The organism is Arsenophonus apicola, from assembly GCF_020268605.1.
In the GTDB taxonomy this organism is placed as follows: Bacteria; Pseudomonadota; Gammaproteobacteria; order Enterobacterales; family Enterobacteriaceae; genus Arsenophonus; species Arsenophonus apicola.
In genome coordinates, this window is record NZ_CP084222.1 from 2,673,016 (window position 1) to 2,700,002 (window position 26,987).

27 protein-coding genes are annotated in these 26,987 nt (G+C 39.3%); 11 read left to right on the forward strand and 16 right to left on the reverse strand.

Features of this window, described 5'->3' with window-relative positions; all coding sequences use genetic code 11:
- The first annotated feature begins 2 nt into the window (after positions 1-2).
- The 5 genes from cyoB (at position 3) to LDL57_RS12735 (ending at position 5,372) form a co-directional block, all read left to right on the forward strand.
- Complete coding sequence (gene cyoB / locus LDL57_RS12715; protein WP_180559655.1) at positions 3-1,994, forward strand: cytochrome o ubiquinol oxidase subunit I; 1,992 nt, start codon at positions 3-5, stop codon at positions 1,992-1,994.
- On the forward strand, positions 1,984-2,601 hold the full coding sequence (locus LDL57_RS12720) for a cytochrome o ubiquinol oxidase subunit III (protein ID WP_180559654.1): 618 nt from the start codon (positions 1,984-1,986) through the stop codon (positions 2,599-2,601). The genes cyoB and LDL57_RS12720 overlap by 11 nt, the downstream gene beginning before the upstream one ends.
- The gene (locus tag LDL57_RS12725; RefSeq protein ID WP_180559653.1) at positions 2,598-2,930 is read left to right on the forward strand and encodes a cytochrome o ubiquinol oxidase subunit IV; all 333 of its coding nucleotides are present in this window, start codon (positions 2,598-2,600) and stop codon (positions 2,928-2,930) included. Before LDL57_RS12720 ends, LDL57_RS12725 begins: the two co-directional genes overlap by 4 nt.
- Positions 2,931-2,942: 12 nt before the next feature.
- Positions 2,943-3,830 carry a heme o synthase gene (gene cyoE / locus LDL57_RS12730; RefSeq protein WP_180559716.1) on the forward strand — a complete coding sequence of 296 codons (888 nt, stop codon included), beginning with the start codon at positions 2,943-2,945 and terminating at the stop codon, positions 3,828-3,830.
- Positions 3,831-4,007: 177 nt separating this feature from the next.
- Positions 4,008-5,372, forward strand: a complete 1,365-nt coding sequence (locus LDL57_RS12735) for an MFS transporter (RefSeq protein ID WP_225505879.1) — start codon at positions 4,008-4,010, stop codon at positions 5,370-5,372.
- A 40-nt stretch (positions 5,373-5,412) separates the two neighbouring features.
- Here LDL57_RS12735 and LDL57_RS12740 read toward each other — a convergent pair whose 3' ends face one another.
- Entirely contained in the window at positions 5,413-5,904 is a 492-nt protein-coding gene (locus tag LDL57_RS12740; protein WP_180559651.1) for a YajQ family cyclic di-GMP-binding protein, read from the reverse strand.
- Positions 5,905-6,123: 219 nt separating this feature from the next.
- On the opposite strand from LDL57_RS12740, the gene yajL reads away from it, so the two are divergent.
- Positions 6,124-6,714: a protein deglycase YajL gene (gene yajL, locus LDL57_RS12745; protein WP_180559715.1), complete on the forward strand. Its 591-nt coding sequence runs from the start codon at positions 6,124-6,126 to the stop codon at positions 6,712-6,714.
- Between the two features lie 82 nt (positions 6,715-6,796).
- On the opposite strand, the gene thiI is transcribed toward yajL, so the two are convergent.
- Positions 6,797-8,245 carry a tRNA uracil 4-sulfurtransferase ThiI gene (gene thiI, locus LDL57_RS12750; RefSeq protein WP_180559650.1) on the reverse strand — a complete coding sequence of 483 codons (1,449 nt, stop codon included), beginning with the start codon at positions 8,243-8,245 and terminating at the stop codon, positions 6,797-6,799.
- Between the two features lie 211 nt (positions 8,246-8,456).
- On the opposite strand from thiI, the gene xseB reads away from it, so the two are divergent.
- The 3 genes from xseB (at position 8,457) to dxs (ending at position 11,616) form a co-directional block, all read left to right on the forward strand.
- Positions 8,457-8,711, forward strand: a complete 255-nt coding sequence (gene xseB / locus LDL57_RS12755) for an exodeoxyribonuclease VII small subunit (RefSeq protein ID WP_180559649.1) — start codon at positions 8,457-8,459, stop codon at positions 8,709-8,711.
- Between the two features lie 3 nt (positions 8,712-8,714).
- Positions 8,715-9,635 carry a (2E,6E)-farnesyl diphosphate synthase gene (ispA, locus tag LDL57_RS12760; protein ID WP_180559648.1) on the forward strand — a complete coding sequence of 307 codons (921 nt, stop codon included), beginning with the start codon at positions 8,715-8,717 and terminating at the stop codon, positions 9,633-9,635.
- Positions 9,636-9,750: 115 nt separating this feature from the next.
- Positions 9,751-11,616 carry a 1-deoxy-D-xylulose-5-phosphate synthase gene (gene dxs / locus LDL57_RS12765; protein ID WP_225505881.1) on the forward strand — a complete coding sequence of 622 codons (1,866 nt, stop codon included), beginning with the start codon at positions 9,751-9,753 and terminating at the stop codon, positions 11,614-11,616.
- Between the two features lie 64 nt (positions 11,617-11,680).
- Here the strand turns inward: dxs and pgpA are convergent, their stop codons facing one another.
- The 11 genes from pgpA to queA all read right to left on the reverse strand — a co-directional run bounded on the left by pgpA (position 11,681) and on the right by queA (position 21,601).
- The gene (gene pgpA / locus LDL57_RS12770; RefSeq protein ID WP_180559646.1) at positions 11,681-12,181 is read right to left on the reverse strand and encodes a phosphatidylglycerophosphatase A; all 501 of its coding nucleotides are present in this window, start codon (positions 12,179-12,181) and stop codon (positions 11,681-11,683) included.
- Positions 12,174-13,163, reverse strand: a complete 990-nt coding sequence (gene thiL / locus LDL57_RS12775) for a thiamine-phosphate kinase (RefSeq protein ID WP_180559645.1) — start codon at positions 13,161-13,163, stop codon at positions 12,174-12,176. Before thiL ends, pgpA begins: the two co-directional genes overlap by 8 nt.
- A gap of 98 nt (positions 13,164-13,261) precedes the next feature.
- A complete protein-coding gene (gene nusB / locus LDL57_RS12780) occupies positions 13,262-13,675 on the reverse strand; it encodes a transcription antitermination factor NusB (protein WP_180559644.1) in 414 nt (137 codons plus the stop codon).
- 22 nt (positions 13,676-13,697) lie between these two features.
- Positions 13,698-14,168, reverse strand: coding sequence for a 6,7-dimethyl-8-ribityllumazine synthase (gene ribH / locus LDL57_RS12785; protein WP_180559643.1), 471 nt, complete (start codon positions 14,166-14,168; stop codon positions 13,698-13,700).
- 185 nt (positions 14,169-14,353) lie between these two features.
- Positions 14,354-15,463, reverse strand: coding sequence for a bifunctional diaminohydroxyphosphoribosylaminopyrimidine deaminase/5-amino-6-(5-phosphoribosylamino)uracil reductase RibD (ribD, locus tag LDL57_RS12790; protein WP_180559642.1), 1,110 nt, complete (start codon positions 15,461-15,463; stop codon positions 14,354-14,356).
- Positions 15,464-15,472: 9 nt separating this feature from the next.
- The gene (nrdR, locus tag LDL57_RS12795; protein ID WP_026821453.1) at positions 15,473-15,922 is read right to left on the reverse strand and encodes a transcriptional regulator NrdR; all 450 of its coding nucleotides are present in this window, start codon (positions 15,920-15,922) and stop codon (positions 15,473-15,475) included.
- Positions 15,923-16,027: 105 nt separating this feature from the next.
- The gene (gene secF / locus LDL57_RS12800; protein ID WP_180559641.1) at positions 16,028-16,996 is read right to left on the reverse strand and encodes a protein translocase subunit SecF; all 969 of its coding nucleotides are present in this window, start codon (positions 16,994-16,996) and stop codon (positions 16,028-16,030) included.
- Positions 16,997-17,007: 11 nt separating this feature from the next.
- Positions 17,008-18,855 carry a protein translocase subunit SecD gene (gene secD, locus LDL57_RS12805; RefSeq protein ID WP_180559640.1) on the reverse strand — a complete coding sequence of 616 codons (1,848 nt, stop codon included), beginning with the start codon at positions 18,853-18,855 and terminating at the stop codon, positions 17,008-17,010.
- Between the two features lie 27 nt (positions 18,856-18,882).
- Complete coding sequence (gene yajC, locus LDL57_RS12810) at positions 18,883-19,215, reverse strand: preprotein translocase subunit YajC (protein ID WP_180559639.1); 333 nt, start codon at positions 19,213-19,215, stop codon at positions 18,883-18,885.
- A 107-nt stretch (positions 19,216-19,322) separates the two neighbouring features.
- A complete protein-coding gene (gene tgt / locus LDL57_RS12815; protein ID WP_180559638.1) occupies positions 19,323-20,441 on the reverse strand; it encodes a tRNA guanosine(34) transglycosylase Tgt in 1,119 nt (372 codons plus the stop codon).
- 92 nt (positions 20,442-20,533) lie between these two features.
- Positions 20,534-21,601 carry a tRNA preQ1(34) S-adenosylmethionine ribosyltransferase-isomerase QueA gene (gene queA, locus LDL57_RS12820; RefSeq protein ID WP_180559637.1) on the reverse strand — a complete coding sequence of 356 codons (1,068 nt, stop codon included), beginning with the start codon at positions 21,599-21,601 and terminating at the stop codon, positions 20,534-20,536.
- Positions 21,602-21,707: 106 nt separating this feature from the next.
- Between queA and LDL57_RS12825 the strand changes: the two genes are divergently transcribed.
- On the forward strand, positions 21,708-22,322 hold the full coding sequence (locus LDL57_RS12825; RefSeq protein ID WP_180559636.1) for an acyl carrier protein phosphodiesterase: 615 nt from the start codon (positions 21,708-21,710) through the stop codon (positions 22,320-22,322).
- Between the two features lie 60 nt (positions 22,323-22,382).
- On the opposite strand, the gene brnQ is transcribed toward LDL57_RS12825, so the two are convergent.
- The 3 genes from brnQ to phoB form a co-directional block, all read right to left on the reverse strand.
- Complete coding sequence (gene brnQ / locus LDL57_RS12830; protein ID WP_180559635.1) at positions 22,383-23,693, reverse strand: branched-chain amino acid transport system II carrier protein; 1,311 nt, start codon at positions 23,691-23,693, stop codon at positions 22,383-22,385.
- A 375-nt stretch (positions 23,694-24,068) separates the two neighbouring features.
- Complete coding sequence (gene phoR, locus LDL57_RS12835) at positions 24,069-25,376, reverse strand: phosphate regulon sensor histidine kinase PhoR (RefSeq protein ID WP_225505884.1); 1,308 nt, start codon at positions 25,374-25,376, stop codon at positions 24,069-24,071.
- 25 nt (positions 25,377-25,401) lie between these two features.
- Complete coding sequence (gene phoB, locus LDL57_RS12840; RefSeq protein WP_225505892.1) at positions 25,402-26,091, reverse strand: phosphate regulon transcriptional regulator PhoB; 690 nt, start codon at positions 26,089-26,091, stop codon at positions 25,402-25,404.
- 276 nt (positions 26,092-26,367) lie between these two features.
- Here phoB and LDL57_RS12845 point away from each other — a divergent pair, with 276 nt between their 5' ends.
- Positions 26,368-26,976 carry a nitroreductase family protein gene (locus LDL57_RS12845; RefSeq protein WP_180559632.1) on the forward strand — a complete coding sequence of 203 codons (609 nt, stop codon included), beginning with the start codon at positions 26,368-26,370 and terminating at the stop codon, positions 26,974-26,976.
- Positions 26,977-26,987 lie beyond the last annotated feature (11 nt).

Genomic DNA, 26,987 nt, shown 5'->3' on the forward strand with positions numbered 1-26,987 from the left:
GTATGTTGGGTAAATTAACGCTCGATGCAATCCCGATTCACGAGCCAATTATTGTCGTCACTGTGATCTGTATTTTATTAGCGGGTATCGCTATTTTAGGAGTTATCACCTATTTCGGTAAATGGAAGTGGCTGTGGAGTGAATGGCTAACCAGTGTCGATCATAAAAAAATTGGCATTATGTATATTATCGTTGCCATGGTCATGCTACTTCGCGGTTTTGCCGATGCAATTATGATGCGAGGCCAACAAGCATTAGCATCAGCTGGAGAAGCCGGTTTTTTGCCACCGCATCATTATGATCAAATTTTCACCGCTCACGGTGTGATCATGATTTTTTTCATGGCAACACCTTTCGTGGTTGGCTTAATGAATTTGGTCGTACCATTGCAAATTGGTGCTCGCGATGTCGCCTTTCCTTTTTTAAATTCTCTCAGTCTTTGGTTATTTGTTGTTGGCGTTATCTTGATTAATCTGTCATTAGGTATTGGTGAATTTGCACAGACCGGCTGGCTAGCTTATCCCCCATTATCAGGTAAGGAATACAATCCTGGTGTCGGGGTAGATTACTGGATTTGGAGTTTACAAATATCAGGCATTGGCACGACGCTAACCGGAATAAACTTTTTTGCAACTATTCTTCGAATGCGAGCACCTGGCATGTCAATGATGAAAATGCCTGTTTTTACCTGGACCGCGCTTTGTACTAATGTTCTGATTATTGCCGCATTCCCTATCCTAACCGTTACCATCGCACTCCTCACACTTGACCGATATTTAGGCACCCATTTCTTCACTAATGATATGGGCGGCAATATGATGATGTATATCAATTTGGTCTGGGCTTGGGGACATCCTGAAGTTTATATACTTGTGTTACCTGTTTTTGGCGTATTTTCGGAAGTTACCGCCACTTTCACCAAAAAACGTTTATTCGGTTATACGTCTCTGGTTTGGGCAACCATTGTTATTACCGTAATGTCGTTTGTTGTCTGGTTACACCACTTCTTTACCATGGGCAGCGGCGCCAACGTTAATGCCTTCTTTGGTATAGCTACCATGATTATTGCTATTCCAACTGGAGTCAAAATATTCAATTGGTTATTTACCATGTACCATGGCCGTATCGAATTCAAAACACCGATGCTCTGGACGATTGGCTTTATTATTACCTTCTCTATTGGTGGGATGACGGGTGTACTACTGGCGGTTCCCGGCGCAAATTTTGTGCTGCATAATAGTTTATTCCTGATTGCCCATTTCCATAATGTGATTATCGGCGGGGTTGTTTTTGGCTGCTTTGCCGGTATGACCTACTGGTTCCCGAAAGCTTTTGGTTTCACATTGAATGAAAAATGGGGCGTTCGTGCTTTCTGGTTTTGGATCAGTGGTTTCTTTATTGCCTTTATGCCACTTTATATACTGGGTTTCATGGGCATGACTCGTCGTTTAAGTCAAAACATTGATCCACAATATCATCCGATGCTGATGATCGCTTCACTCGGTGCGGCTCTAATTGCTATCGGGATTTTCTGCCAACTCATACAAATAATTGTCAGTATTCGCGATCGCCACAAAAATCGCGATATCACCGGCGACCCATGGGGTGGTCGTACACTAGAATGGTCAACATCATCTCCGGCCCCTTTTTATAACTTTGCTAAAGAGCCACAAATTGATACACGTGATGCTTGGTGGGATATGAAAGAAAAAGGGATTGCATATAAACAGCCAACTAAATATGAACCCATTCATATGCCTCAAAATACTGCTGCCGGAATCATTATTTCAGCCTTTTGTTTGATTTTCGGTTTTGCTATGGTCTGGCATATTTGGTGGCTAGCGATTATTGGCTTTGCAGGTGTTATCGCCACCTGGATTGGTAAAAGTTTTGATGACAATGTTGATTATTATGTTCCTGTTGAAGAAATTAAACGTATTGAAAATCAGCATTACGATGAACTGAAAAAAGCAGGTATCCACCATGTCAACTAATTCAATAACTAATCAACATATTGCCCATGAAAATCATGGGCATCATGACATAGGCGCAACAAAAGTATTTGGTTTTTGGATCTATTTAATGAGTGATTTGATCCTGTTTGCTTGCCTGTTTGCTACCTATGTTGTTCTAGTTAATGGTACTGCCGGCGGCCCGACAGGAAAGGATATTTTTAACCTCAATTTTGTATTGGTCGAAACCTTCCTGTTATTGTTTAGTAGCATCACTTATGGATTTGCGATGCTGGCGATGTATAAGCAGAAAATAAATCTAGTTAAGTTATGGCTACTGATTACTTTTTTACTCGGATTAGGTTTTGTTATCATGGAAATTTACGAATTCCATGAGCTGATTGCTGAGGGTTATGGGCCTGATCGCAGCGCTTTCCTTTCCGCTTTCTTCACCCTAGTTAGTACTCACGGTATTCATGTAAGCTTTGGATTAGCCTGGATTATTATCATGATTATCCATATCTCACGTCATGGCCTCACTGCCGTCAATCAGACTCGTTTAAGTTGTTTAAGTCTTTTTTGGCACTTCTTAGATGTTGTTTGGATCTGTGTATTCACCGTTGTTTATCTGTTGGGGGCCCTTGCATGAGTTACACCAATACACCGCACTCTGGTGCTAGCCACGGCAGTATGAAGACCTATCTAATTGGCTTTATACTCTCGATAATTTTAACGGTTGTCCCGTTTTGGATGGTAATGAATAGTCCTGCATCTCATGACACTATCCTGTGGATCGTTATTGGTGCGGCAATTGCCCAGATCCTGGTACATCTTGTCTGTTTCTTACATATGAATACCTTTTCAGATGACCGTTGGAATCTTGTTGCCTTCCTGTTCACGATGCTAATCATTGGCATTGTTGTTATTGGCTCTCTGTGGATAATGTATAACCTGAACATCAATATGATGCTCGACTAAAGAGTTGTGGATCTGATGAAGCAATATCTACAAGTGACCAAACCAGGTATTATTTTCGGTAATCTAATTTCTGTTATTGGCGGTTTTCTGCTCGCGGCTAAAGGGATAATTGATTACCCGCTATTTATGACTACATTACTCGGCGTATCTCTAGTCGTCGCTTCTGGTTGTGTTTTTAACAACTATATCGACCGAGATATCGACCGAATGATGGAGAGAACCAAAAATCGACCTTTAGTTAAAGGACTTATTGATCCGAAATTTTGCCTAATTTATGCCAGCATACTGGGTATTGCTGGCATAGCTTTGCTCTATATTGCCACCAATGCCTTAGCGGCTCTGCTTGCCGTTATCGGCTTTGTTATTTATGTCGGTATTTATAGCCTCTATATGAAACGTAAATCGGTTTATGGCACCCTAGTAGGCAGTTTATCCGGCGCTGCACCGCCAGTTATTGGTTACTGCGCTGTTTCTGATCAATTTGATATGGGAGCATTGATTCTGCTATTGATTTTTAGTTTATGGCAAATGCCACACTCTTATGCGATTGCTATTTTTCGTTTCAAAGATTATCAAACTGCCAATATTCCGGTGCTACCAGTGATTAAAGGAATTTCCGTCGCCAAAACTCATATCTTTTTATATATCCTGGCTTTTATGGTAGCCACGATTATGCTCGCCATTAGCGGCTATGCCGGCTACAAATATCTTATTGTTGCTGCTGCGGTGAGTTTATGGTGGCTTGGTATGGCAGTTTCTGGTTTTAAAAATCAGAATGATGATCATCTTTGGGCACGAAAATTGTTTATTTTCTCTATCGTGGCAATTACTTCTCTCAGCGTCATGATGTCTATTGATCCAACTGTTACCGCTAAACAGTCTTTTGTCTATCTCAAATAATAAGTTACCTTAAATAGTGGCAGCTAATTGCCACTACTTGAATGATTAAAATAGCTAAAATGCGAACCAATTCCCTACTTTTTTATTCATAGCTTGCTAATGCCTCCGCAACAAATATATTAACTAATCGATTAAACCATTTTACAATGTCTACTGTTAAAGTTTCAGAGATCAACCATGAATAACAGTATAATGACACCAAGAGAATTAAAGGCAATCTGGGGGTTAGGAGCAGTATTCACATTACGTATGCTAGGCATGTTTATGGTATTACCCATACTAACAAGCTACGGACTTGAACTAAAAGATGCTAACGAATTATTACTTGGTCTGGCTATTGGCATTTATGGTATAAGTCAGGCAATCTGCCAAATCCCTTTTGGTCTAATGTCCGACCGATTTGGTCGTAAGCAATTAATTATCGCCGGCTTGCTTATTTTTATTGCTGGTAGTGTGATCGCAGCCATTACAGATTCCATCTGGGGTATTATTATTGGCCGTGCTTTACAAGGCGCAGGCGCCATTTCTGCTGCCATTATGGCATTACTTTCCGATCTGACTAGCGAGCAAAATAGAACCAAAGCGATGGCTTTTATGGGAATAAGCTTTGGTATCACTTTTGCTATTGCGATTGTTCTTGGCCCGATTATTACTCATGCTATCGGTCTCCATGGTCTGTTTTGGGGAATAAGCTTACTTGCTTTGGGTGGAATATTGATAACTCGTTTCGTTATACCTGACTGTCAATACCATATGGTTAATCGTGAAACACATTTTATAAAAAATAGTGTCCAAAGAGTCATTAATAATCGCCAACTCCTTAAACTTAATTTTGGTATATTTTGTTTACATACCCTGCTGATGGCAAATTTTGTTGCTTTACCGTTAGTGCTTATCGATTCAGGCCTACCAACTAACCAACATTGGAAAATATATTTAATCACTTTACTTATTGCTTTTATCACGGTTCTACCTTTTGTTATCTATGCTGAAAAGCAACAGCGAATGAAACAAGTTTTCCTATTATGTATTAGCATCTTATTTATATCTGAATTAACGTTTTGTTTTTCTAATCAACAGGTTTGGTTAATCGTGCTTGGTCTGCAACTGTTTTTTATTGCATTTAATGTTATGGAGGCATTATTACCTTCACTTATTAGTAAAGAAGCGCCTGCCGGATATAAAGGAACCGCGATGGGGCTCTATTCAACCAGTCAGTTTCTCGGCGTTGCGTTAGGCGGGATTTTAGGCGGATGGCTTTTTCAATTAAATGGCGCTTCCTTAGTTTTTATGGCCGGCTTAATACTTTGTGCATGCTGGTTTTTTATTAGCTTAAATATGCATCAACCTGCTTATATCAGTAGTATTCGCTTAATTTTACCCCAAAAAATCAAAGATTTTAATTTACTACACACTCAATTAATCAATGAACCGGGTGTGCATGAAGTAATGCTCGATCTTAAAGCGCTTAGCGCCTACATTAAAATAGATAAAAAAATGATTAGTCGGATGCAGTTGGAAACTATCATTAATAACCAATAGCATACTACCTGCTGTAAGATATACAGCAGGAATGATAAATTTAGTCACGAAAATTAGTAAATTGAAAGGGTTGACCAAGTTCTGCCTCTCGCACTAATGTGATCACAGATTGTAAATCATTTCGTGACTTACCGGTTACTCGCACTTGTTCCCCCTGAATTTGCGCTTGAACTTTCAATTTACTCTCTTTAATTAGTTTAGTGATCTTTTTTGCCATGACCGAATCAATACCTTGTAATAATGAAGCCTCAAGGCTATAGGTTTTCCCACTATGAACAATATCGTCAGATATATTTGAAACAGCACCATCTATTCCACGTTTAGCTAATTTCTCGCGTAAAATATCTACTAATTGATTTACTTGAAAGTCGGACACACTCGTCACTTTAATGGATTCATTCTTTTCATTTAATTCAAAACTGGCTTCAACATTGCGAAAATCCCAACGACTAGCTAATTCACGTTGCGCATTTTCAACAGCATTACAGACTTCATGCATGTCAATTTCAGAAACTATATCAAATGATGGCATATTTCATGACCTCCTAATTACTCATAAAATAGCATAATACTACTTTTTATTATCAGCAAAAGCTCTATACTTGAAGTTAAATAACTTATCAAAAAGCATAGTTGATTCAGTCAGATGGAAAACAATCGCGATCTTTGGTGATGACACTGTTGGCAAGTTATGGCTGACAACATGATAAGTACGATTATTTATCCATTAATTAGACAGAGAGAAACTGAAATGTCACCAACCGTTCTCGTTTGCCTGACGCACGGTAGCGAAGAAATCGAAGCTGTAACAGCAATTGATCTATTAACTAGAGCCGAGATCTCAGTAACAACCGCTAGTAGCGCAGATAATGGCGAATTGGTATTAACTTGCTCAAGAGGAGTAAAAATTGTTGCCGACACTCAGTTAGTCAAGATTATTGAACAAGATTTTGATGCCATCGTATTACCTGGTGGATTAAAAGGAGCAGAAGCGTTTCGTGATAATCCGCTGATCATTGAAAAAATTCGCCAGTCCCATCATCAGGGTAAAATCATTGCCGCTATTTGTGCCGTACCTGCCATCGTATTAGAACACCATAATTTATTTCCCATTGGCAATATGACAGGTTATCCTGCTTTACAAAGTAAAATTGCCAGCCATAAACGCGTTGATTCTCGTGTCTACTATGATGAACGGGTAAAACTACTTACTAGTCAAGGGCCTGCCACAGCTATTGATTTTTCACTTAAACTTATCGAACTACTGGTTGGCAAAAAACAGGCAGCGGAAGTTGCTGCACAACTTGTCCTGCCACCTGGTATTTACAATTATGCTAATTAACGGCGATATAGTGACAAGTTGGCCATGTTAACTTGCAACTAGCCAGCCTATGCCTAGGACGCAAAAAGTTAAGCCGTTAGCATTAAGGTCGATACACTTTTACATTTTTAAAACCCTGTTCATGTAAATAAAGTGCTTGTAAGCGACTCATAACTCCACGCTCGCAATAGAGTAAATAAGGTTTTTGCGGTGGTAACTCACCAAATTGGCTATTGAGCTTATAAAATGGCAGTAGCTTGATGTTAACACCTGCCAGCTTGAGTGGGCGAGCTTCCTGTTCATCCGGGGAACGAATATCCAAAATAATATCATCAACAGAAAATGTACTAACTACTTCTACTGCTGGCGTTTCCTCTTGACTGTCATTCATTATCTGACGAATATCAATATTTTGTGCTGTACTAATAACATGATCAAGCAGCGTAAAATCAAAATTTGCTTCCTGCGCTTCAATTTTCGCTTTTACTGCTTTCACCGTTGGCTTTTTCGAGATCACACCACAATATTCGGGCATAGTATGCGCAAATTCTGCCGTCCCTATCTCACGAGCTAGGTTAATAATATGTTCTTTATCATGTGAAATTAATGGCCGTAAAATCAAGGTATCTGTAACATTATCAATTAAACGTAGATTGGTTAATGTCTGACTAGAAACTTGTCCTAACGCTTCACCGGTTACTAACGCTTGAACCCCATAACGTTCTGCTATTATCGATGCGGTACGCATCATCATCCTTTTTAGGACTACTCCCATCTGGCCGTCATCAATCTTTGTAAGAATTTCGCTTACAATTGGCGCAAAATCTATCGCCACAAAACGCACTTTATGTGAACGACCAAAACGATGCCAAAGATGGTAAGCAACCTGTTTGACACCAATCTCGTGGCTGGCGCCACCTAGATTAAAAAAGCAGTAATGAACTCGGCAGCCACGTCGCATTAGCATGTAGCTAGACACCCCAGAATCAAAGCCACCAGATATCAGCGATAAAACATCTTCTTGTGTACCGATAGGAAAACCACCAATTCCTTGAATTCGGGATTTAACCAGCATGACTTTATCGTTTTCAATTTCAAGATTCACGGTGATATCAGGCTGATTGAGTTTCACCTTAGCCGACGAAATATGTTGATTTAATCCGCCACCAACGTAACGTTCTACTTCAATTGAACTAAAATCGTGCTTACCGCGACGCTTAACGCGCACACAAAAGGTATTATTGGTTAGCGATTCAGCATAAGTGGCATAAGCCAACTCAAAAATATGGTGGAGATCACGGAATTGATATTCTTCAACTAACAGAATATGATGGATGCCAGGAATTCTTGTTAAGGCATCACAAATTTCATCATAATATGTGTTTTTTTTAGCGCGAACTACGATGTTATCCCAATGGCGAGTAACGGTAATTTCCGCATCTAATACCTTTAATATATTAAGAATATTGCTAGCCAAGATCTTAATAAAGCGCAACCGCACAGACTGGCTTTTGATGGTAATTTCAGGAAATAGTTTAATAATAAACTTCATAATTTTGTATAAAAGTCGGTTTTTATTTTTGCGAATAAACGCATATTATGCATATTTATTAGCAGGGCGTTTAATTTTAAGGCGGGAAGTATATCACTATATTGTGCTTTAGCGCTAAAAATCACAAAAAGAATAAATTGCATGCATAAATATAGTAAAATAAATCGCCTTATGCGCATATTCATCTGATATCAAGGCAAGTAAAACGATTATGGCTAAAAAGAAAATATCTGATAGACAAGATCCGCTATCTTTTGAAACTTCACTTACCGCGTTAGAGCAGATTGTCTCGCGCTTAGAGTCAGGCGAACTTCCGCTAGAAAAAGCATTAAGTGAATTTGAACAGGGGATCCAATTAGCCAGGCAAGGCCAGAAAGCGTTGCAACAGGCAGAACAGCGGGTTCAAATTTTGTTACAAGACGATGACAATGCACCATTAGATAACTTTACGCCGGAAGATAAATAAATCATGCCTGAAATAGTGACACTTTCTTTTGCCGATCAACGTCAGTGGGTACATGATCGCGTCAATAAAACACTACTAAACCAATTCCAGCGCTTTCGGTTTAATCAGAGTCAACTTGTTACGGCAATGGAATATGGCACATTGCTGGGTGGAAAACGACTAAGACCTTTTTTAGTTTACGCGATAGGTGATATGTTAAATGTTGCTGTGGAAAACCTGGATGTACTTGCTGCAGCTGTTGAATGTATTCATGCTTTTTCATTGATCCACGATGATTTACCAGCAATGGATAATGATAATCTACGCCGTGGCCAGCCTACCTGCCATATTTCTTTCGGTGAAGCCCATGCAATTTTAGCGGGTGATGCCCTGCAAACACTTGCCTTTGACATCTTGTCTCGTTCTGCTATGCCTGATGTTAGTGATACTAATCGCCTTGCCATGATAGCTGAGCTGGCTACTGCTACTGGTGCAGCAGGCATGTGTGGTGGCCAAGCGCTTGATATGGAATCAGAAGGTCAACAGATTGATCTCGCAACACTGGAATCAATCCATCATCATAAAACAGGTGTTTTAATTCGTGCCGCCATCAGAATTAGTGCACTTGCAGCTGGCAACCAAGGCTACAACTTACTACCATTATTAGATAATTATGCCAATGCGATTGGACTGTTATTTCAAGTCCATGATGATATTCTTGATGTTACTGGTGATACCGTCATTTTAGGTAAAAATCAGGGTTCTGATGAAAAACATAAAAAAAGTACCTATCCATCATTAATCGGTCTTGAACAAGCACAAAAAAAAGCGAACAATCTATATGAACAAGCACTGGATACACTCTATATATTAGAACAACAGTATGGACTTAATACGGAAACACTAAAAAACTTAACACATTTTATTATCAAACGAAAAAACTAATTTCCTTGATACAAAAACAGAACATTTTACCGGTAATAAAATTCCAAATAATCTTTTGGCGGCCTACTACAGCGTCATTAGTATAAACAAAAAAACAATTATTTAATGGGCAGACATGAGTATTGATATCGCTTCCTATCCAACTTTAGCATTAATAGACACACCGGAAGAATTAAGACTTTTACCAAAAGAAAGTCTTATCAAATTATGTGAAGAGTTGCGACAATTTTTATTAAATAGTGTTAGTCGTTCCAGTGGGCATTTCGCTTCTGGACTAGGAGCCATTGAACTCACTGTCGCTTTACACTATGTATATAAAACCCCCTTTGATAATCTTATCTGGGATGTCGGCCACCAGGCATATCCACATAAGATATTAACTGGTCGCCGCGACCGTATTGGTACAATACGACAAAAAAATGGCTTACACCCTTTCCCCTGGCGAGCAGAAAGTGAATATGACATTCTTAGCGTTGGTCATTCCTCTACTTCCATCAGTGCGGGACTCGGCCTGGCGGTAGCGGCAGAATATGAAAATAAAGATCGCAAAACGGTTTGTGTTATTGGTGATGGTGCCATTACAGCAGGTATGGCTTTTGAAGCAATGAATCATGCAGGTGATATTCACAAAGATATACTAGTGATCCTCAATGACAATGAAATGTCAATTTCAGAAAACGTTGGTGCATTAAATAATCATTTGGCACAACTGTTATCTGGCAATCTATATACTTGCTTACGTGAGGGTGGAAAAAAGGTATTTTCTAATATCCCATCCATTAAGGAATTATTAAAGAAAACCGAAGAGCATCTTAAAGGAATGATGATCCCAAGTACTATGTTTGAAGAATTGGGGTTTAACTACATTGGTCCAATTGATGGCCATGATGTACTTACATTAGTACAAACATTAAAAAATATGCGTGAGTTAAAAGGCCCGCAGTTTTTACATATCATGACTAAAAAAGGCAAGGGTTATGAACCGGCCGAAAAAGATCCTATCAGCTGGCATGCCGTGCCTAAATTTGATCCAGCAACGTTTAGCCTACCCAAAAACAGTAATAAGCAATTAACTTTTTCACAGGTTTTTGGCGATTGGTTATGCCAAGAAGCAACCGATGATCCTAAACTGATGGCAATTACGCCAGCCATGCGAGAAGGATCGGGCATGGTTGAGTTTTCTAAAACCTATCCTAAACAATATTTTGATGTAGCAATTGCAGAACAACACGCTGTGACTTTTGCTGCTGGCCTTGCCATTGGAGGCTACAAGCCTGTCGTTGCCATTTATTCAACTTTTTTACAACGTGCGTATGATCAAGTGATCCATGATGTGGCCATTCAAAAGTTGCCTATTCTGTTTGCTATCGATCGAGCTGGAGTTGTGGGAGCCGATGGACAAACCCATCAAGGTGCTTTCGATTTATCATTCTTACGTTGCCTACCTGATATGATCATTATGTCACCTAGTGATGAAAACGAATGCCGTCAAATGTTACATACGGGTTATCACTACCAGGATGGCCCTGTGGCAGTTCGTTATCCAAGAGGAACGGGTTCTGGTGCCACTCTACAACCACTAGCAAAAATTCCAATTGGTAAAGGGCTAATTTGCCGCCAAGGAAAAAAAATTGCCATCCTCAACTTTGGAACATTGCTTGCTGAAGCTATAAAAGCAGCAGAATTACTGAATGCCACGGTGGTTGATATGCGGTTTGTAAAACCGTTAGACGAAACATTGCTACTGGAGATAGCTCAAACTCATAAGCTATTGGTCACATTAGAAGAAAATGCAATTATGGGGGGAGCAGGTAGCGGCGTTAATGAATTTTTATTAAAAGCGCATCACATTATGCCTATTATCAATCTCGGCTTACCAGATCACTATATTCCACAAGGAAGTCAAGCAGAAATTCTGGCTAAGCTTGGGCTTAATTCAGCTGGAATTGTTAAATCAATTAACAACTATTACGCCAAATAAATTAATGGATAGGTTGAAAAAATTAAAAGCAGCGGTTTAGCGATCGCTTTTGATTTTCAGTAACTCACTGATATAAAAATGTAGGAAACCAGTGAACAAGAGCAGCTATGATCACAATAGCAAAAATGGCCGCAATGATATCATCTAACATGATACCTAATCCTCCGCCTACTTGCCGATCAAACCAACCAATAGGCCAAGGTTTTAACATGTCAAAAAAGCGGAAAAGCACAAATGCGATCAATACCCACTGCCAATTAACCAACGGTATCGCCATAAGGGTCATCCACATGCCAATAAATTCATCCCAAACAATACTACCGTGGTCGTGAACTTGCATATCATCAGATGTTCGTTGACAAATAACAATGCCAACAGCAAAACCAAATAAAATAATTAACCAACATAACCAAACCGGTAACAGCCAATACATAAGTAGCCAGAACGGAATAGCCGCTAAGGATCCCATGGTTCCAGGGATGATAGGTGATAAACCACTACCGAATCCGGTTGCCAATAGATGCCAAGGATTTGACAGTTTTAAGCGTGATTTGGCATCAGTCATAACAAGCTTCCTCAATAAAATGATCAAACCCGGCTAAATCAGGTGAAACTTCCTTATTGCCATGAAAATAGCGAATACCTTCTGATTCTGGTGTGATCTGACCAATACAATGAAAGTTTGCCCCAGTATGGGCGAGTGCTGACTCTAATGCACCACGGTTTATCTCTGGCACGGTAAAGCACAGTTCATAATCTTCTCCACCACTTAACGCCCAGCTTAATGCCTGCTCTGAGGTAACTTGTCTGCGCAATGCGTCGGATAATGGTAAAAAATCCAATTTAATTTTAGCGCCACGGCCACTAATTTTTAGAATATGACCGAGATCAGAAATCAAGCCATCAGAAATATCTATCGCTGAAGAAGCAAGATGGCGTAAAGCCTGGCCTTGCAAAATACGTGGCTGTGGCCTTAAATGACGCTGGAGCAAAAAATGACGATCTTTTACATCATCAACAACCAACTGAGATTGTAAAATCGCCAGACCTGCTGCACTATCTCCCAATGTTCCGGTGACATAAATCCAATCACCATTACAGGCACCTGACCGTGTTAGTGATTTACCTATAGGAATCAAACCATGGGCAGTATAGGTTAGACTCATTGGCCCACGGGTTGTATCGCCACCAATAAGCTGCATTTCATAATAATTAAGCTGTTCAAATAGGCTAGAACTAAATCTTGCCAACCAATCTTCATTGATTTGTGGCAATGTTAACGCCAGAGAAACCCAGGCAGGATCGGCACCCATAGCGGCTAAATCACTCAAATTAACCGCTAAAGATTTGTAGGCTAAATCTTCTGGTGAAATACTATCAAGGAAATGGATACCAGCAACTAGTGTATCAGTAGTAATTGCTAATTGCTGTTTTTCCGGTATTGTTATCAATGCACAATCATCACCAATGCCGATATTAACGTCATGCCGATTTTGCTGTTGACGATTAAAATAACGTGCGATGATATCAAATTCGCCACAAACCATAATAATATTCCAATATACTATGTTCCGATTGCTATAAGGCTATCACACTACCTTATAATCAAAATGAACATCAAATTATTCGAAAAGCCTGAACACCATTACTTCTTACGTACAATAGCAACAACTTTATCGAGGGCACCATTGATAAATTTGTGACTCTCCTCGGCACCAAAAACTTTTGCTAATTCTATCGCTTCATTAATAGCAACTTTATAAGGTACATCATTACGGTAACAGAGTTCAAACATCGCTAAACGTAAAACCGCTTTCTCTACCTGACCCAGTTCCCCCAATTGACGAGAAAGATAAGGAGCCATCTTTTTATCCAGTTCCGACACATGCGTTGAAACACCATTAAGTAGCTCACGGAAGTAAGTTACATCAACATCTGACATATCCTGTTCAGATAAAAATTCCTCTGTAACATCAGCAATACTATTACCCGATAATTGCCACGAATAAATCGCCTGAACAGCACACTCACGCGCGCGATGACGAGCAGCAGGTTTCACAAAATTCCCCTTAAAAAAATATTTAGCCTTTAATGGCCTGAATTACATTAACCATTTCCAGCGCAGCTAACGCAGCATCAGCACCTTTATTCCCTGCTTTTGTACCTGCACGCTCAATGGCCTGCTCAATATCCTCGGTGGTTAATACGCCAAAGGCAACCGGAATATTACTAGTCATCGCAACATTAGAAAGTCCAGCACTACATTCACCGGCAACATAGTCAAAATGTGGGGTTGCACCACGTATAACGCTAGCAAGAGCAACCACTGCATCATATTTTTTTGTTTCTACTAATGTTTTAATCGTCAATGGTAGTTCATAAGCACCAGGCACCCAAACTACCGTAATATTTTCTGTTTTAACTTGACCTACACGCGCCAGGGTATCCATAGCGCCTTCGAGCAAGCTATTGTTTATAAAATGATTAAAACGTGCAATAGCTATTGCTATACGCGCTTTTGGTGCTGTTACCGTAGCTTTTATTTCCTTCATAGCCTTCCTTAAATACTAATTATTCTGTACAGAAACAACAATTTTACCATATTCTTTTATATACTGCGCTGCTGAATTTAGCTAACTTTAGAACAGTTATTAGAAACGCTAGATTGAATCAATTAATATTATTTCAACAATAGAACTAGGCTCTGTTAAGCTAACCAGCTAATAAGAATATGACATCACAATGGACGCAGTGTTAAACGTAAATCAGTGCCAATAAGTTCAATATTAATAAATTCGAATCCAGGTGCATCTTTCAATTTTTGTAATTCTGGAATATTAATTAATCCTCTGGCGCTTGTCCCTAAAATTTTAGGGGCTATATAAACAATCAATTCATCAACTAAGCCTAGTGTCAACAAAGCGCCAGCAAGGGTTGGCCCGCTTTCAACCCAAATTGAATTAATATTACGTTTAGCCAACTGCATCATCAGCAAAACTAAATCAATACCATTTTGGTAGGTTGGGATGGTTATTTGTTCAACATTACCACACCAATTTTGCGCGATAGGATTCGGGCGAATAAGCCAACATTCACCCGCTGATTTTGTTACAAAATGTTCTGGTTTTACTTGATTATTGCGATCCAAAACAATTCTAATTGGTTGGCGCAACTGACTTTTAGGATATATATTTTGCAGTTCAGGCGCAAAATCTGTCCAACGAACATTTAAAGCAGGATTATCTGCTAAGACAGTGGCACTGGTGGTTAAAATTGCACTCGCCTGAGCTCTGAAATTTTGCACATCCTGACGAGCTGCTGGCGAAGTGATCCATTTGCTTTCACCTGATGCAAGCGCTGTCCGACCATCAAGGGATGCGGCTAACTTAAGTTGAACATAGGGGAAACCGGTTCGCATCCTTTTTAAAAAGCCTCGATTTAACTGCTCAGCTTCATCCATTAGTAAACCATGAATTACTTCGATACCAGCCTGCTGGAGTTTAAGTAAACCACGTCCTGCAACTTGAGGATTTGGATCTTGCATCGCCACAACAACACGCCGAATACCTGCACTAATTAACGCATCTGCACAAGGCGGCGTTTTACCATAATGGCTACAGGGTTCTAATGTGACATATGCGGTTGCTCCATTAGCTTTATCACCCGCCATTTGTAAAGCATAAATTTCCGCATGCTCATCGCCTGCTTTACAATGAAAACCTTCTCCCACAACTTCACCATCGCGCACAATGACGCAACCTACATTCGGGTTGGGTGAAGTAGTAAATCGTCCTTGGCTGGCCAATGACAACGCACGGCTCATAAACTGCTGATCAAACGGGGGCATTTTTTACTCTTAATCCTGTAACTTAGCTATTTCTTCGCCAAATTCACGAATATCTTCAAAACTACGATAAACCGAAGCAAAGCGTATATAAGCAACTTTATCCAATTTTTTTAACTCATCCATGACAATTTTTCCGATCATTTTCGCCGGAATTTCTCGCTCTCCAGTTGCGCGAAGTTGCGATTTTATATTGTTAATAGCTGTTTCAACATCATCAGAACTTACCGGGCGTTTTTCTAGTGCTTTTTGCATACCTCGTCTAAGTTTGTGTTCATCAAATGACTCACGCACATCATCACTTTTTACTACCCGTGGCATAACTAATTCAGCCACTTCAAAAGTCGTAAAACGCTCATGACATTCAAGACATTGTCGACGACGACGAACCTGCGAACCATCGCCAACCAGACGTGAATCAATCACTTTGGTATCTACAGCGGTGCAAAATGGGCAATGCATAAAATTTCCTGATTTTAGGGTCCGGTTTTTCAGTTTAACCCAGCTATCAATGAAAAACACCCTGCTAGCGCAATCTAACAGGGTGCAAGTTAACAAAATTTACCTTTAAGGCACCAGAGAATTTTGATCTGCTCCCTCTTTTTCGACTTTAGGAGGGATCAAATGCTCTCGTTTCATTCCCATCTTTAATGCCAGAGCAGAAGCAACATAAATTGAAGAAACGGTGCCAATCGTCACCCCAATTAACATAACTAGAGAAAATCCTTTCAGTATTGAACCACCAAAAAGATAGAGCATCAGTACCACTAATAAAGAAGTTCCTGATGTAATAAGTGTTCGACTCAATGTTTGTGTTAAGGAAACATTGACTATTTCGTATGAAGTACCGCGGCGGATCTTGCGGAAATTTTCACGAATACGATCAGAAACAACAATGCTGTCATTTAAGGAATAACCGATAACCGACATTAATGAAGCAACGATAGTCATATCAACTTCAATTTGAAAAAGCGACACAATGCCTAATGTAATAACTACATCATGAGCTAATGATATTACCGCACCAGCAGCCAGACGCCATTCAAAACGAAAACCAACGTAAATCAAAATACAGATCAAAGCTGCTAAAAGTGCCATTGCTCCGGTTTGAGCTAATTCACTACCGACACTCGGCCCAACAAACTCGATGCGCTTAACCGTTGCTTGATCATCGACATTTTTGTTAATCACTGAAATAATAGACTTACCGATTTCTTGACCTGCCACGCCTTCAGTGGGAGGCAACCGGATCATAATATCTCGGCTGCTACCAAAATTTTGGATCAGAGGTTCCTGATAACCATTATTCGCTAAACTGGCTCTAATTTTATCAAGATCTGCAGGTTGACTGAGGTTAATTTCAATTACAGTCCCACCGGTAAAATCTAATCCCCAGTTAAAACCTTTCAATGATATGACCGTAACGGAAAGAATAAACAAAGCAATTGAGATAGCAAACGCTAAATAATCCCAACGCATAAAATCGATAACTTTGCGGCCATGATTTAACTGTTCTACTGTGTAATCTTGCGCCATAACCACGCTCCTTAAATAGACAGCTTTTTAATACGTTTACCACCATACAATAAGTTCACGATAGCACGTGTTCCTACAATGGCAGTAAACATGGAGGTGGCAATACCAATTGCCGTAGTAATAGCAAAGCCCTTAATAGAGCCGGTGCCTACCGCATACAAAATGGTTGCCGTGATCACAGTTGTCAAATTCGCGTCTAATATACTGGAAAATGCCCCTTTATAACCTTCATGTATCGCTTGCTGTACCGAACGACCATTTTTTAGCTCTTCTTTAATACGTTCATTAATCAATACATTCGCATCCACTGCAACAGCAAGCGTTAAAACAATACCAGCAATTCCCGGCATGGTCAGAGTAGCTCCCGGCAATAAGGACATAATTCCCATAATGAGGATCAAGTTTGCTAACAACGCCGAACTGGCAATCAGGCCAAACTTGCGATAATAAATGACCATAAACAGCACAGAAGCGAGTAAACCAGCTAATGAGGCTTTCATACCTTGCTCAATATTTTGCAATCCTAATGTTGGCCCAATTGTGCGTTCTTCAACAATTTGAATGGGTGCAATCAATGCGCCAGCGCGTAATAATAAAGATAATTGACGAGCTTCTGTTGGATTGCTAATACCGGTAATACGAAATTTGCTACCAAAACGAGCGGAGATTCTGGCGACATTAATGACTTTTTCATCTTTTACCAAAATAGCACGACCATTGGCATCCTTTCGCCCGCTATCTTTATATTCGACAAATAAAGTTGCCATCAATTTATCCTGATTATCACGCGTAAAATCAGACATAATAGAGCCACCGACACTATCTAGACCAATACTGACCTGTGGACTACCCATTTCATCCATATCAGATGTCGAATCAGTAATGTGATCCCCTGTCAAAATCACGCGTTTATAAAGAACCACCGGCTCGCCATCACGCGTATATTTTATCTCGGAATCACCAGGAATATGGCCACGTTGAATAGCCGAACTGTCTATGCCGACATTAACTAAGCGAAACTCCAGTGTTGCAGTTGCACCGAGGATCTCTTTTGCTCGCGCCGTATCTTGAATACCCGGTAATTCAACGACAATACGATCAGCTCCCTGACGTTGCACCAATGGTTCAGCAACGCCTAATTGGTTAACGCGGTTACGGATAATATTAATATTTTGTGATACTGCATAATTACGCGCTTCACGGATCCGCTCATCTGTCATTACTGCCGTTAATATATTGTTGTTACCCATAGTAAAAACTAAATCACGATAACGTGGTGTCAGATAAGATTCTGCTTGTGAGCGATCACTATCATCACGGAAACGAATTTCAACGCCGTAATTATCTATTTTACGTATCGTTGAATATGGGATCCCTTTTTCTCGTAAATCACTACGCAGGCCATCCATATTCTGTTCTTGTAATTTACCCAACGCCGTTTCCATATCCACCTCCATTAAGAAGTGAACACCACCACGCAAATCTAACCCTAATTTCATGGGTTCACCGCCCAATGCCCTTAACCAATGAGTGGTGGCAGGTGCCAGATTTAACGCCACAATATACTGCTCTCCTAAACCAGCAACTAGGGTTTCGCGTGCATGTAACTGGACATCTGGATTATCAAAACGAGCAAGAATTACACCGTTTTCCAGTGCAATTGATTTACTTTCGATTTTCTCTTTCTTTAAAATATTGCGAACCTGATCAACAGTCTGTTCATTGGCAGCGGTTCCCCGCACGCCAGTGATCTGAACAGCCGGATCTTCTCCATAAAGATTGGGAAGCGCATACAGCAGACCGATGAGTAACGCAGCGATCAACATCAAATACTTCCACAAAGGATAACGATTTAGCACGGCAATTCCCTTCGGGAAAATCAGAAATTAGATAGACTTCATTGTACCTTTTGGTAGTACAGCAGCAACGAAATCACGTTTAATGGTTACTTCATTGCTGTCATTTAATGCGACAACAATATAACCTGTTTCAGATACTTTGGTGACACGGCCAATTAATCCACCAGTTGTTAGTACCTCATCACCTTTAGAAATAGAATCCATTAATTTTTTGTGCTCTTTAGCTCGCTTCTGCTGTGGGCGTAAAATCATAAAATAAAAAATTAATCCGAAAACAACCAGCATGATGATCAAAGAATATGGGTTTCCTTGCGCCTGACCACCCGCTGAAGCGACTGCTTCAGAAATAAACAAACTCATCAAAATTTCCTCATTGTGATTAAAACTATATGTCTAACTCAAAAAATTAATCTAAGCCAATAAATCCTACACTGATTTGATTCAATTAGCACGACTGAAATTATACTCTAGTTTGATGAAATCGATTTATTGATTCGTCGATAAAACGCTACCGCAAAAGCCTCAAATTCACCTTTCTCAATCGCTTGTCGAATTTCAGCCATTAGCCGTTGATAATAACGCAAATTGTGTAAGGTATTAAGCCTGGCCCCAAGAATTTCATTACAGCGGTCAAGATGATGTAAATAAGCACGGCTATAGTTAGAGCAAGTATAGCAGTCACAATGGGCATCTAGTGGCGAAGTATCCGATTTATATTTAGCATTACGGATTTTAATTACCCCTTCAGTGACAAATAGATGACCATTTCGTGCATTACGGGTTGGCATCACACAATCAAACATATCAATGCCGCGACGAACCCCTTCAATTAGATCCTCCGGTTTACCGACGCCCATTAAATAGCGTGGTTTATTATGCGGAATTTGTGGGCAAACATGCTCTAAAATGCGATGCATATCTGCTTTCGGTTCTCCCACAGCTAAACCGCCAACAGCATAGCCATCAAAACCAATCTCAACCAGGCCTTTTACTGATATGTCTCGTAAATCCGGGTAAACACTGCCCTGAATAATGCCAAAAAGCGCATTTTTATTGCCTAACTCATCAAACCGTTGACGACTACGTTGTGCCCAACGAAGCGACATCTCCATCGACTTTTTAGCATAATCCCAATCTGCTGGATAAGGCGTACATTCATCAAAAATCATGACAATATCCGAACCCAGATCATACTGAATTTCCATCGATTTTTCCGGACTAAGGAAAATTTTTTCACCATTAATTGGATGACGAAAATGGACACCCTCTTCTTTAATTTTACGCATCGCACCAAGGCTAAAAACTTGAAATCCACCTGAGTCAGTCAAAATTGGTCCTTGCCATTGCATAAAATCATGCAAATCACCATGTAATTTCATTATCTCTTGCCCGGGACGCAACCATAAATGAAAAGTATTGCCTAACAGAATTTGTGCTCCGGTCTGTTTAACTTCTTCCGGCGTCATACCCTTAACTGTGCCATAAGTACCAACCGGCATAAAAGCAGGCGTTTCTACTGTACCACGCTCAAAAATCAAACGACCTCGACGAGCCTGCCCATCTTGGGTTTGTAATTCATATTTCACTTTGCCTCTCCAACATCAGAAAAACAGTCCAATGTGTTATTTACCAATTTAGTAACTAAATTGATGATGTTAATTATCAAGTTAAGAACGCGTTAGCCAATTTTTTCATTCATTGCATTTGGATTATGCGTGATAAACATGGCATCCCCATAACTAAAAAAACGATACTTTTCTGCGATTGCTTTTTGGTAGGCATTCATCGTATTTTGATAACCAGCAAAAGCAGATACCAACATAATTAAAGTTGATTCAGGTAAATGGAAATTAGTAATCAATGCATCGACAATTTGAAAATGAAAGCCTGGGTAAATAAAAATTCGGGTATCAGCAAAAAAGGGAGCAATAATACCTTCTTTACAGGCGCTCGCCGCACTTTCTAAAGCTCGAATTGAAGTTGTGCCAACCGCAATAACCCGTTTACCTCTCGCTTTACACGCCAATATTGCATCAACAACCTCTTGCGATACTTCAACATACTCTGCATGCATGGTATGTTCAGCAACATTTTCCACCCGAACAGGTTGAAATGTACCTGCACCAACATGCAGCGTCACAAATGCCATTTCGACCCCTTTTTGCCGCAGCGCCGCTAGTAATGATTCATCAAAATGTAATCCTGCCGTGGGCGCAGCAACTGCACCAGGTCGTTGGCCATAAACTGTTTGATAAAGTGTTCTATCAACTTCTTCATCAGGACGAGCAATGTAGGAAGGTAATGGTATATGGCCAATATCATTTAAGATAGCTAACACATCAAGCTGATCCTGAAAAGCAATTTCAAATAATGTATCGTGTCTTGCTAACATAATAGCTTTGACGCTTTCATCATCACCTAATAATAATTCAGCGCCTACCTTGGGCGCTTTCGAAGCACGAACATGTGCCAAAACTCGGTGGGGATCTAACATGCGCTCAATTAATACTTCAATTTTGCCACCAGACATTTTACGGCCATAAAGGCGTGCAGGTATAACCTGCGTATTATTGAAAACTAGCAGATCACCTGATTCTAATTTATCAATAATATCAGTAAAAATACCATGAGCCAGTTCACCAGTTGAACCGTCTAAAGAAAGTAGCCGGCAGTGACTACGTTTAGCTAAGGGATAATGGGCTATTAACTCATCAGGTAATTTAAAAGCAAAATCAGAAATACGCATTTCTTTATACTATTTGATCAAAACAAGCGCACTAGTCTAGTGCGGTGATAAAGACAGTGCAACAAATAAGCATCACGAAAACTAAAAATTCACTTATAATGACACTATGAATTTTCTTGCACACTTGCATTTAGCTCAACGAGCTCAAAGTTCCTTATTAGGAAATTTAATGGCGGATTTCGTTCGCGGTGATCCTGATGGTTTGTATTCACCGGATATTGTGGCCGGGATCAGAATGCATCGCCAAGTAGATAAATTTACCGATCAACACCCCATTGTGATTAATGCAAAGCAACTTTTTCGGCCGCCATACCGTCGAGTCGCCGCAATTACTCTCGATTTAGTTTGGGATCATTTTCTCGCTTTATATTGGGATCAAATCGAATCAAAGCAAACTCTACCCCAATTTGTTGATTATGCTCGCCAGCAAATTGAACCGAACTTATATTATACCCCAGAGAAATTTCAAGAATTAAATGAGTATTTATGGTCACAAAACTGGCTGATCCGTTATGCAGAACCTGAATATATTAGTAATGTATTAAACAGCATGGCGCGCAGACGGCCTAAACTGGTTAATTTAATCGGTTCCTTTGATGACTTTATTCTGCATTACTCTCGCTTTTCTACTTTCTTTTGGCAATTTTATCCAGAAATGATCATCTTTGTTGAAACTCGAACAAAAAAAAGAGCGCTATTAATGAAAACAAATAAACCCTAGCTGATTAAAGACTAGGGTTTATTGCTATTAAATTACATGCTTTAGGCATCTAACTTTATATTAGTGCTGTTTAGTGTTAATACGATCATATAATGCAAACAAAACTAAGACAATTAATGATGGTACCAGCCAGGCTAGATCATGATTATAAAGTGGTAATTTTTTTGCCATTGCAGGAATGAATGCTTGCAAAAGCTCAGAGGATTTCATGGCACCTAATAAACCAAATAGTAAACTTACCAACATTGTTGGCGCAACCACCCTGGATGCACACTTCCACCATTTCAAAGTAAAGCTCATTATAATCAATACAATACATGGTGGGTAAATCGCAATTAATACTGGAATAGAGAATTCAATCAGTTTACTTAATCCTAAATTAGAAATCACCATAGAAAAGATACCAAGTATCCAGACTAATTTACGATAAGAAAATGGTACATAAAGCGCGAAAAATTCAGCACAAGCACAAGTAAGTCCAACCGCCGTTACCATACAAGCAACAAAAATCAGTACTCCTAAGAAAAAGCTACCATAATTACCGAAAGTATGTTGCACATAGGCATGCAAAATATCAGCACCATTACTGGCGTTAGGCAATAACGTGCCGCTATTCTCACCCAGTTTAAACAATGAAACATAAACCAATGTTAATAACACGCCGGCAATTAATCCAGCCCACATCGTATAACGGGTTAGAAGAGCGGAATTTTCGACGCCACGTGAGCGGGCAGCATTCACAATAACAATGCCAAAAACCATCGCACCCAAGGTATCCATAGTCAGATAGCCATTAATAAAACCATTAGAAAAAGCCATTTCTGTGTAGGATGGCGTTGACATAATAGGTTCACCTGCTGGCCAAAGTAACGCAGCAATACCTAAAATAGCTAATGCAATCATTTTTATTGGCGCTAGGATATGCCCTACACTATCGAGCAATCGGCCTGGATAGAGTGAAATCGCTATCACAATGGCAAAATAAATAAGACTATAGATAAACAATGAAATCGAAGAAACGCCGCCTACTAGTGGGGCAATTCCGACTTCATAAGAAACGGTTGCAGTACGAGGTGTCGCAAATAATGGCCCGACCGATAAATAGGCGACGATTGCTAACAGTAACCCCGCACATTTGCCAATCGGCGCACTAAGCTGTTCGATACCGCCACCTACTTTTGCTAAGGCGATAACAGCAATAACAGGCAAACCAACACCTGTTAGCAGGAATCCAGCTGCCGCTATCCATACATGCTCACCAGCTTGCAAACCAACCATGGGAGGAAAAATAATATTTCCTGCTCCTACAAATAACGCAAAGGTCATAAACCCTAACGCTAGAATATCTCTCGATGTTAAACGATATGCCATAATTGTTGTTAATTTGTTGTTATTTATCATCCAGCTTAAGTAGAACTAAAACCTAAACCACTTTTTATTTATTGACTGTGATCTCCGCTAATTTTAATCAGTAAAAAATATATTTAATTAATCTGATAAATTTGATAAAAACAGAAAAATACGCCAATAACAGACTACAAGTAAAACTTTTATAATGATAAAAGGCAATAGTAAATCGAAAAAGCAGAATAAAAATCTGAAATAAATTTTTTATTTAGTGATTGGTTTTAGTGTTTACTCAATATACGTTATATGATTTGCACAAAATTTAACCAACACTAACATTTACTCATGCAAATGTATTATTTTGCTAAACTTATTTAACTAAAATACAGCCAATGAAATTTAATTTTGTCCATTTTTTGTTATCACAACTAAACTAGACGGTAAAATAAAACTAAATACCGACCCCTTACCTAATTGACTTTCAATATTTAATTGGGAATGATGATGAATTAATGCATGTTTAACAATAGCCAATCCTAATCCACTGCCGCCGCCCATTCGGCGAGAACGCGATTTATCTGCTCGATAAAAACGTTCCGTTAAACGTGGCAAATGCGTGGAAGCAATTCCCGGACCATTATCGCGAATAGAAAAAAGTGCTCCCTGTTTAACATGTTGCCAACAAATGTGAATAGATGTTCCAACCGGTGTATGGTTAATCGCATTATAAATAAGATTTGAAATAGCACTTCTTAATTGCTCTTCATTACCATAAACTTGCAATTCTTTATCTACATCAAAAATAATTTTATGCTTTGCCAAGCTTAAATTTATTACATCCTGTTTTATTATATTTAGCATTGCCGGAATATTGATCTGTTCATTCAAATTAATATGCGCTGCTATTTCAATGCGGGAAAGCTGGAGTATTTGTTTAATTAAACTATCCATGCGTGCCACTTGTTCACGCATTGAGCATAAGGCTTTTTTATTAGCCGGATAGCTATCGTTTTGCTCATCCATGATTTCCAGGTAACCTTGCAAAACGGTCAACGGTGTGCGTAACTCATGATTAGCATTAGCAAAAAATTCGCCGCGTAATTTTTCCAATTTCTCCTTTTCCGTTATGTCTCTTGCAACCATTAGTAATTGGTCATCAACATAAGACATAATTTGAAATTCAACTATTGCACCGTTATTTAACGCTATCGTAAATGGCACGGAATAGTCGGCCAAAATAAAATAGCGGTTGAAATCAGGATAACGAAGTAAATTGAAAATAGATTGCCCACTATCTTCTGGCCAACGAAAACCTAATAAATATTCAGCTAAACGATTACACCAAACAATATTACCTTCTGCGGTCATGATGATTACGGCATCAGGTAAAGATTCTGCACCACTACGAAATCGCCTAATAATCTGTACCAATTCATGCCGGCGTTTACGATTACGTTGTTGTAACTGATAAATACCATAAAAAATCGGCTCCCAAACACCTTTCCCGGTGGGTGGCAGTAAACGACGTTCAAGCCAAAGCCAATCGGATAATTTCAGTAAATGATAACTATGCCAGCATAAAGCCGCTAATAGTGAAATCACGAGCAACCAAGATAAATGACCAATAAAAAGTGATAATCCACATGCCGGTAAGCAGAATAAAACCAGAACAACCACTAAGTTTTTCCACGACAAACGTTCAAGCACGTCGACTTTTCCTTATAACCAGCAATCAATAACGGACAGAGAAACGATAGCCTGTACCTCGAACAGTTTGGATCATTTTTTCATGACCAGCCACAGCCAGTGCTTTACGTAAACGACGAATATGCACATCTACTGTACGATCCTCAATATAAACATTCACACCCCATACATAATTTAATAATTGCTCACGATTATAAACTCGTTCTGGATGGGTCATAAAAAAATACAATAATTTATATTCTGTCGGTCCCAGTTCTATCGACATTGTATCGCTCATTACCCTATGAGAAGCAGGATCTAATTTCAATCCGTTCATTTCGATAACATTGTCGCTAGCCAAAGCTGAAACACGACGTAAAATTGCGTTTACCCTAGCAATCAGCTCTTTAGGTGAAAAAGGTTTAGTAAGATAATCATCTGCACCTATTTCTAAACCACGTACCCGATCTGCTTCTTCTCCCCTAGCGGTTAACATCATAATGGGAATATTTCGCGTCAGTTGATCACGTTTTATATGGGCAATAAGCTGGATGCCCGAACCACCTGGGATCATCCAATCCAGCAAAATAAGTGCAGGATAAGGCTCTATAAGCTGCGCGATTGCTGAATCATAATCATCTGCCTCAACTGTTTGAAATCCATTCTGTTCTAATATAAAGCAAATCATCTCACGGATCGCAGTTTCATCTTCGACGACCAGAATACGTCTTACCATGATTGATCCTATCATTATTTCATTATCAAATTAATTGGCACTATTATTTCATATTTATAACCATTTAATGAATTATTGTCGCCAATTTTATTAAGTTGCAAATTTTTAAACTTAAGATGAGATCTGGTATGTAATTCACAAAATTAATTAATAACTGAATTTTTGAACTATATAGTTAAATTTTTTATCTATGATTTTTTGTCAGTCCGATTATAGTTATCAATAACCTAGCTGCGCACAATCAATTTATGACCTTATTAATATAAGGAGAATATAATGCCAAACAAATTTATAGAAATGATGAAAGAAAGAAGAACCATTTACAATATAGATAACTCATTACCTATTTCTCAAGCAAGACTTATTAAATTGGTTAAAGAAGCCGTTAAAGAAGCACCTTCTTCATTTAATTCCCAAACATCGCGGGTGGTTATTTTATTAGGCGATGAACATAAAAAACTGTGGCACAATATTACCAAAGAAACGCTAAAAGAAATTGTTGCTAAAGAGATATTTACTACCACAGAGAAAAAAATCGATAGTTTTGCTGCCGGCGCAGGTACGGTATTATTTTTTGAAGAACAAAATATTATCAAAGAATTACAGCAAAAATTCCCACTTTATGCCGATAACTTCCCTGTTTGGTCAGAACAGAGTAGCGGAATGGCACAATATGCGGTTTGGGCGAGTCTAGCACAAGAAAAAGTGGGCGCATCACTGCAACACTACAATCCACTCATTGATGAAAAAGTGCATGCCAGTTGGAAGATCCCAAACTCGTGGAAATTACGTGCTCAGTTAGTCTTTGGTGCAATTAAACAACCGGCTAATGAAAAAACCTATATTGACGATAACATTCGCTTCAAAGTATTTGGTGAAAATTAACACAACTTGCA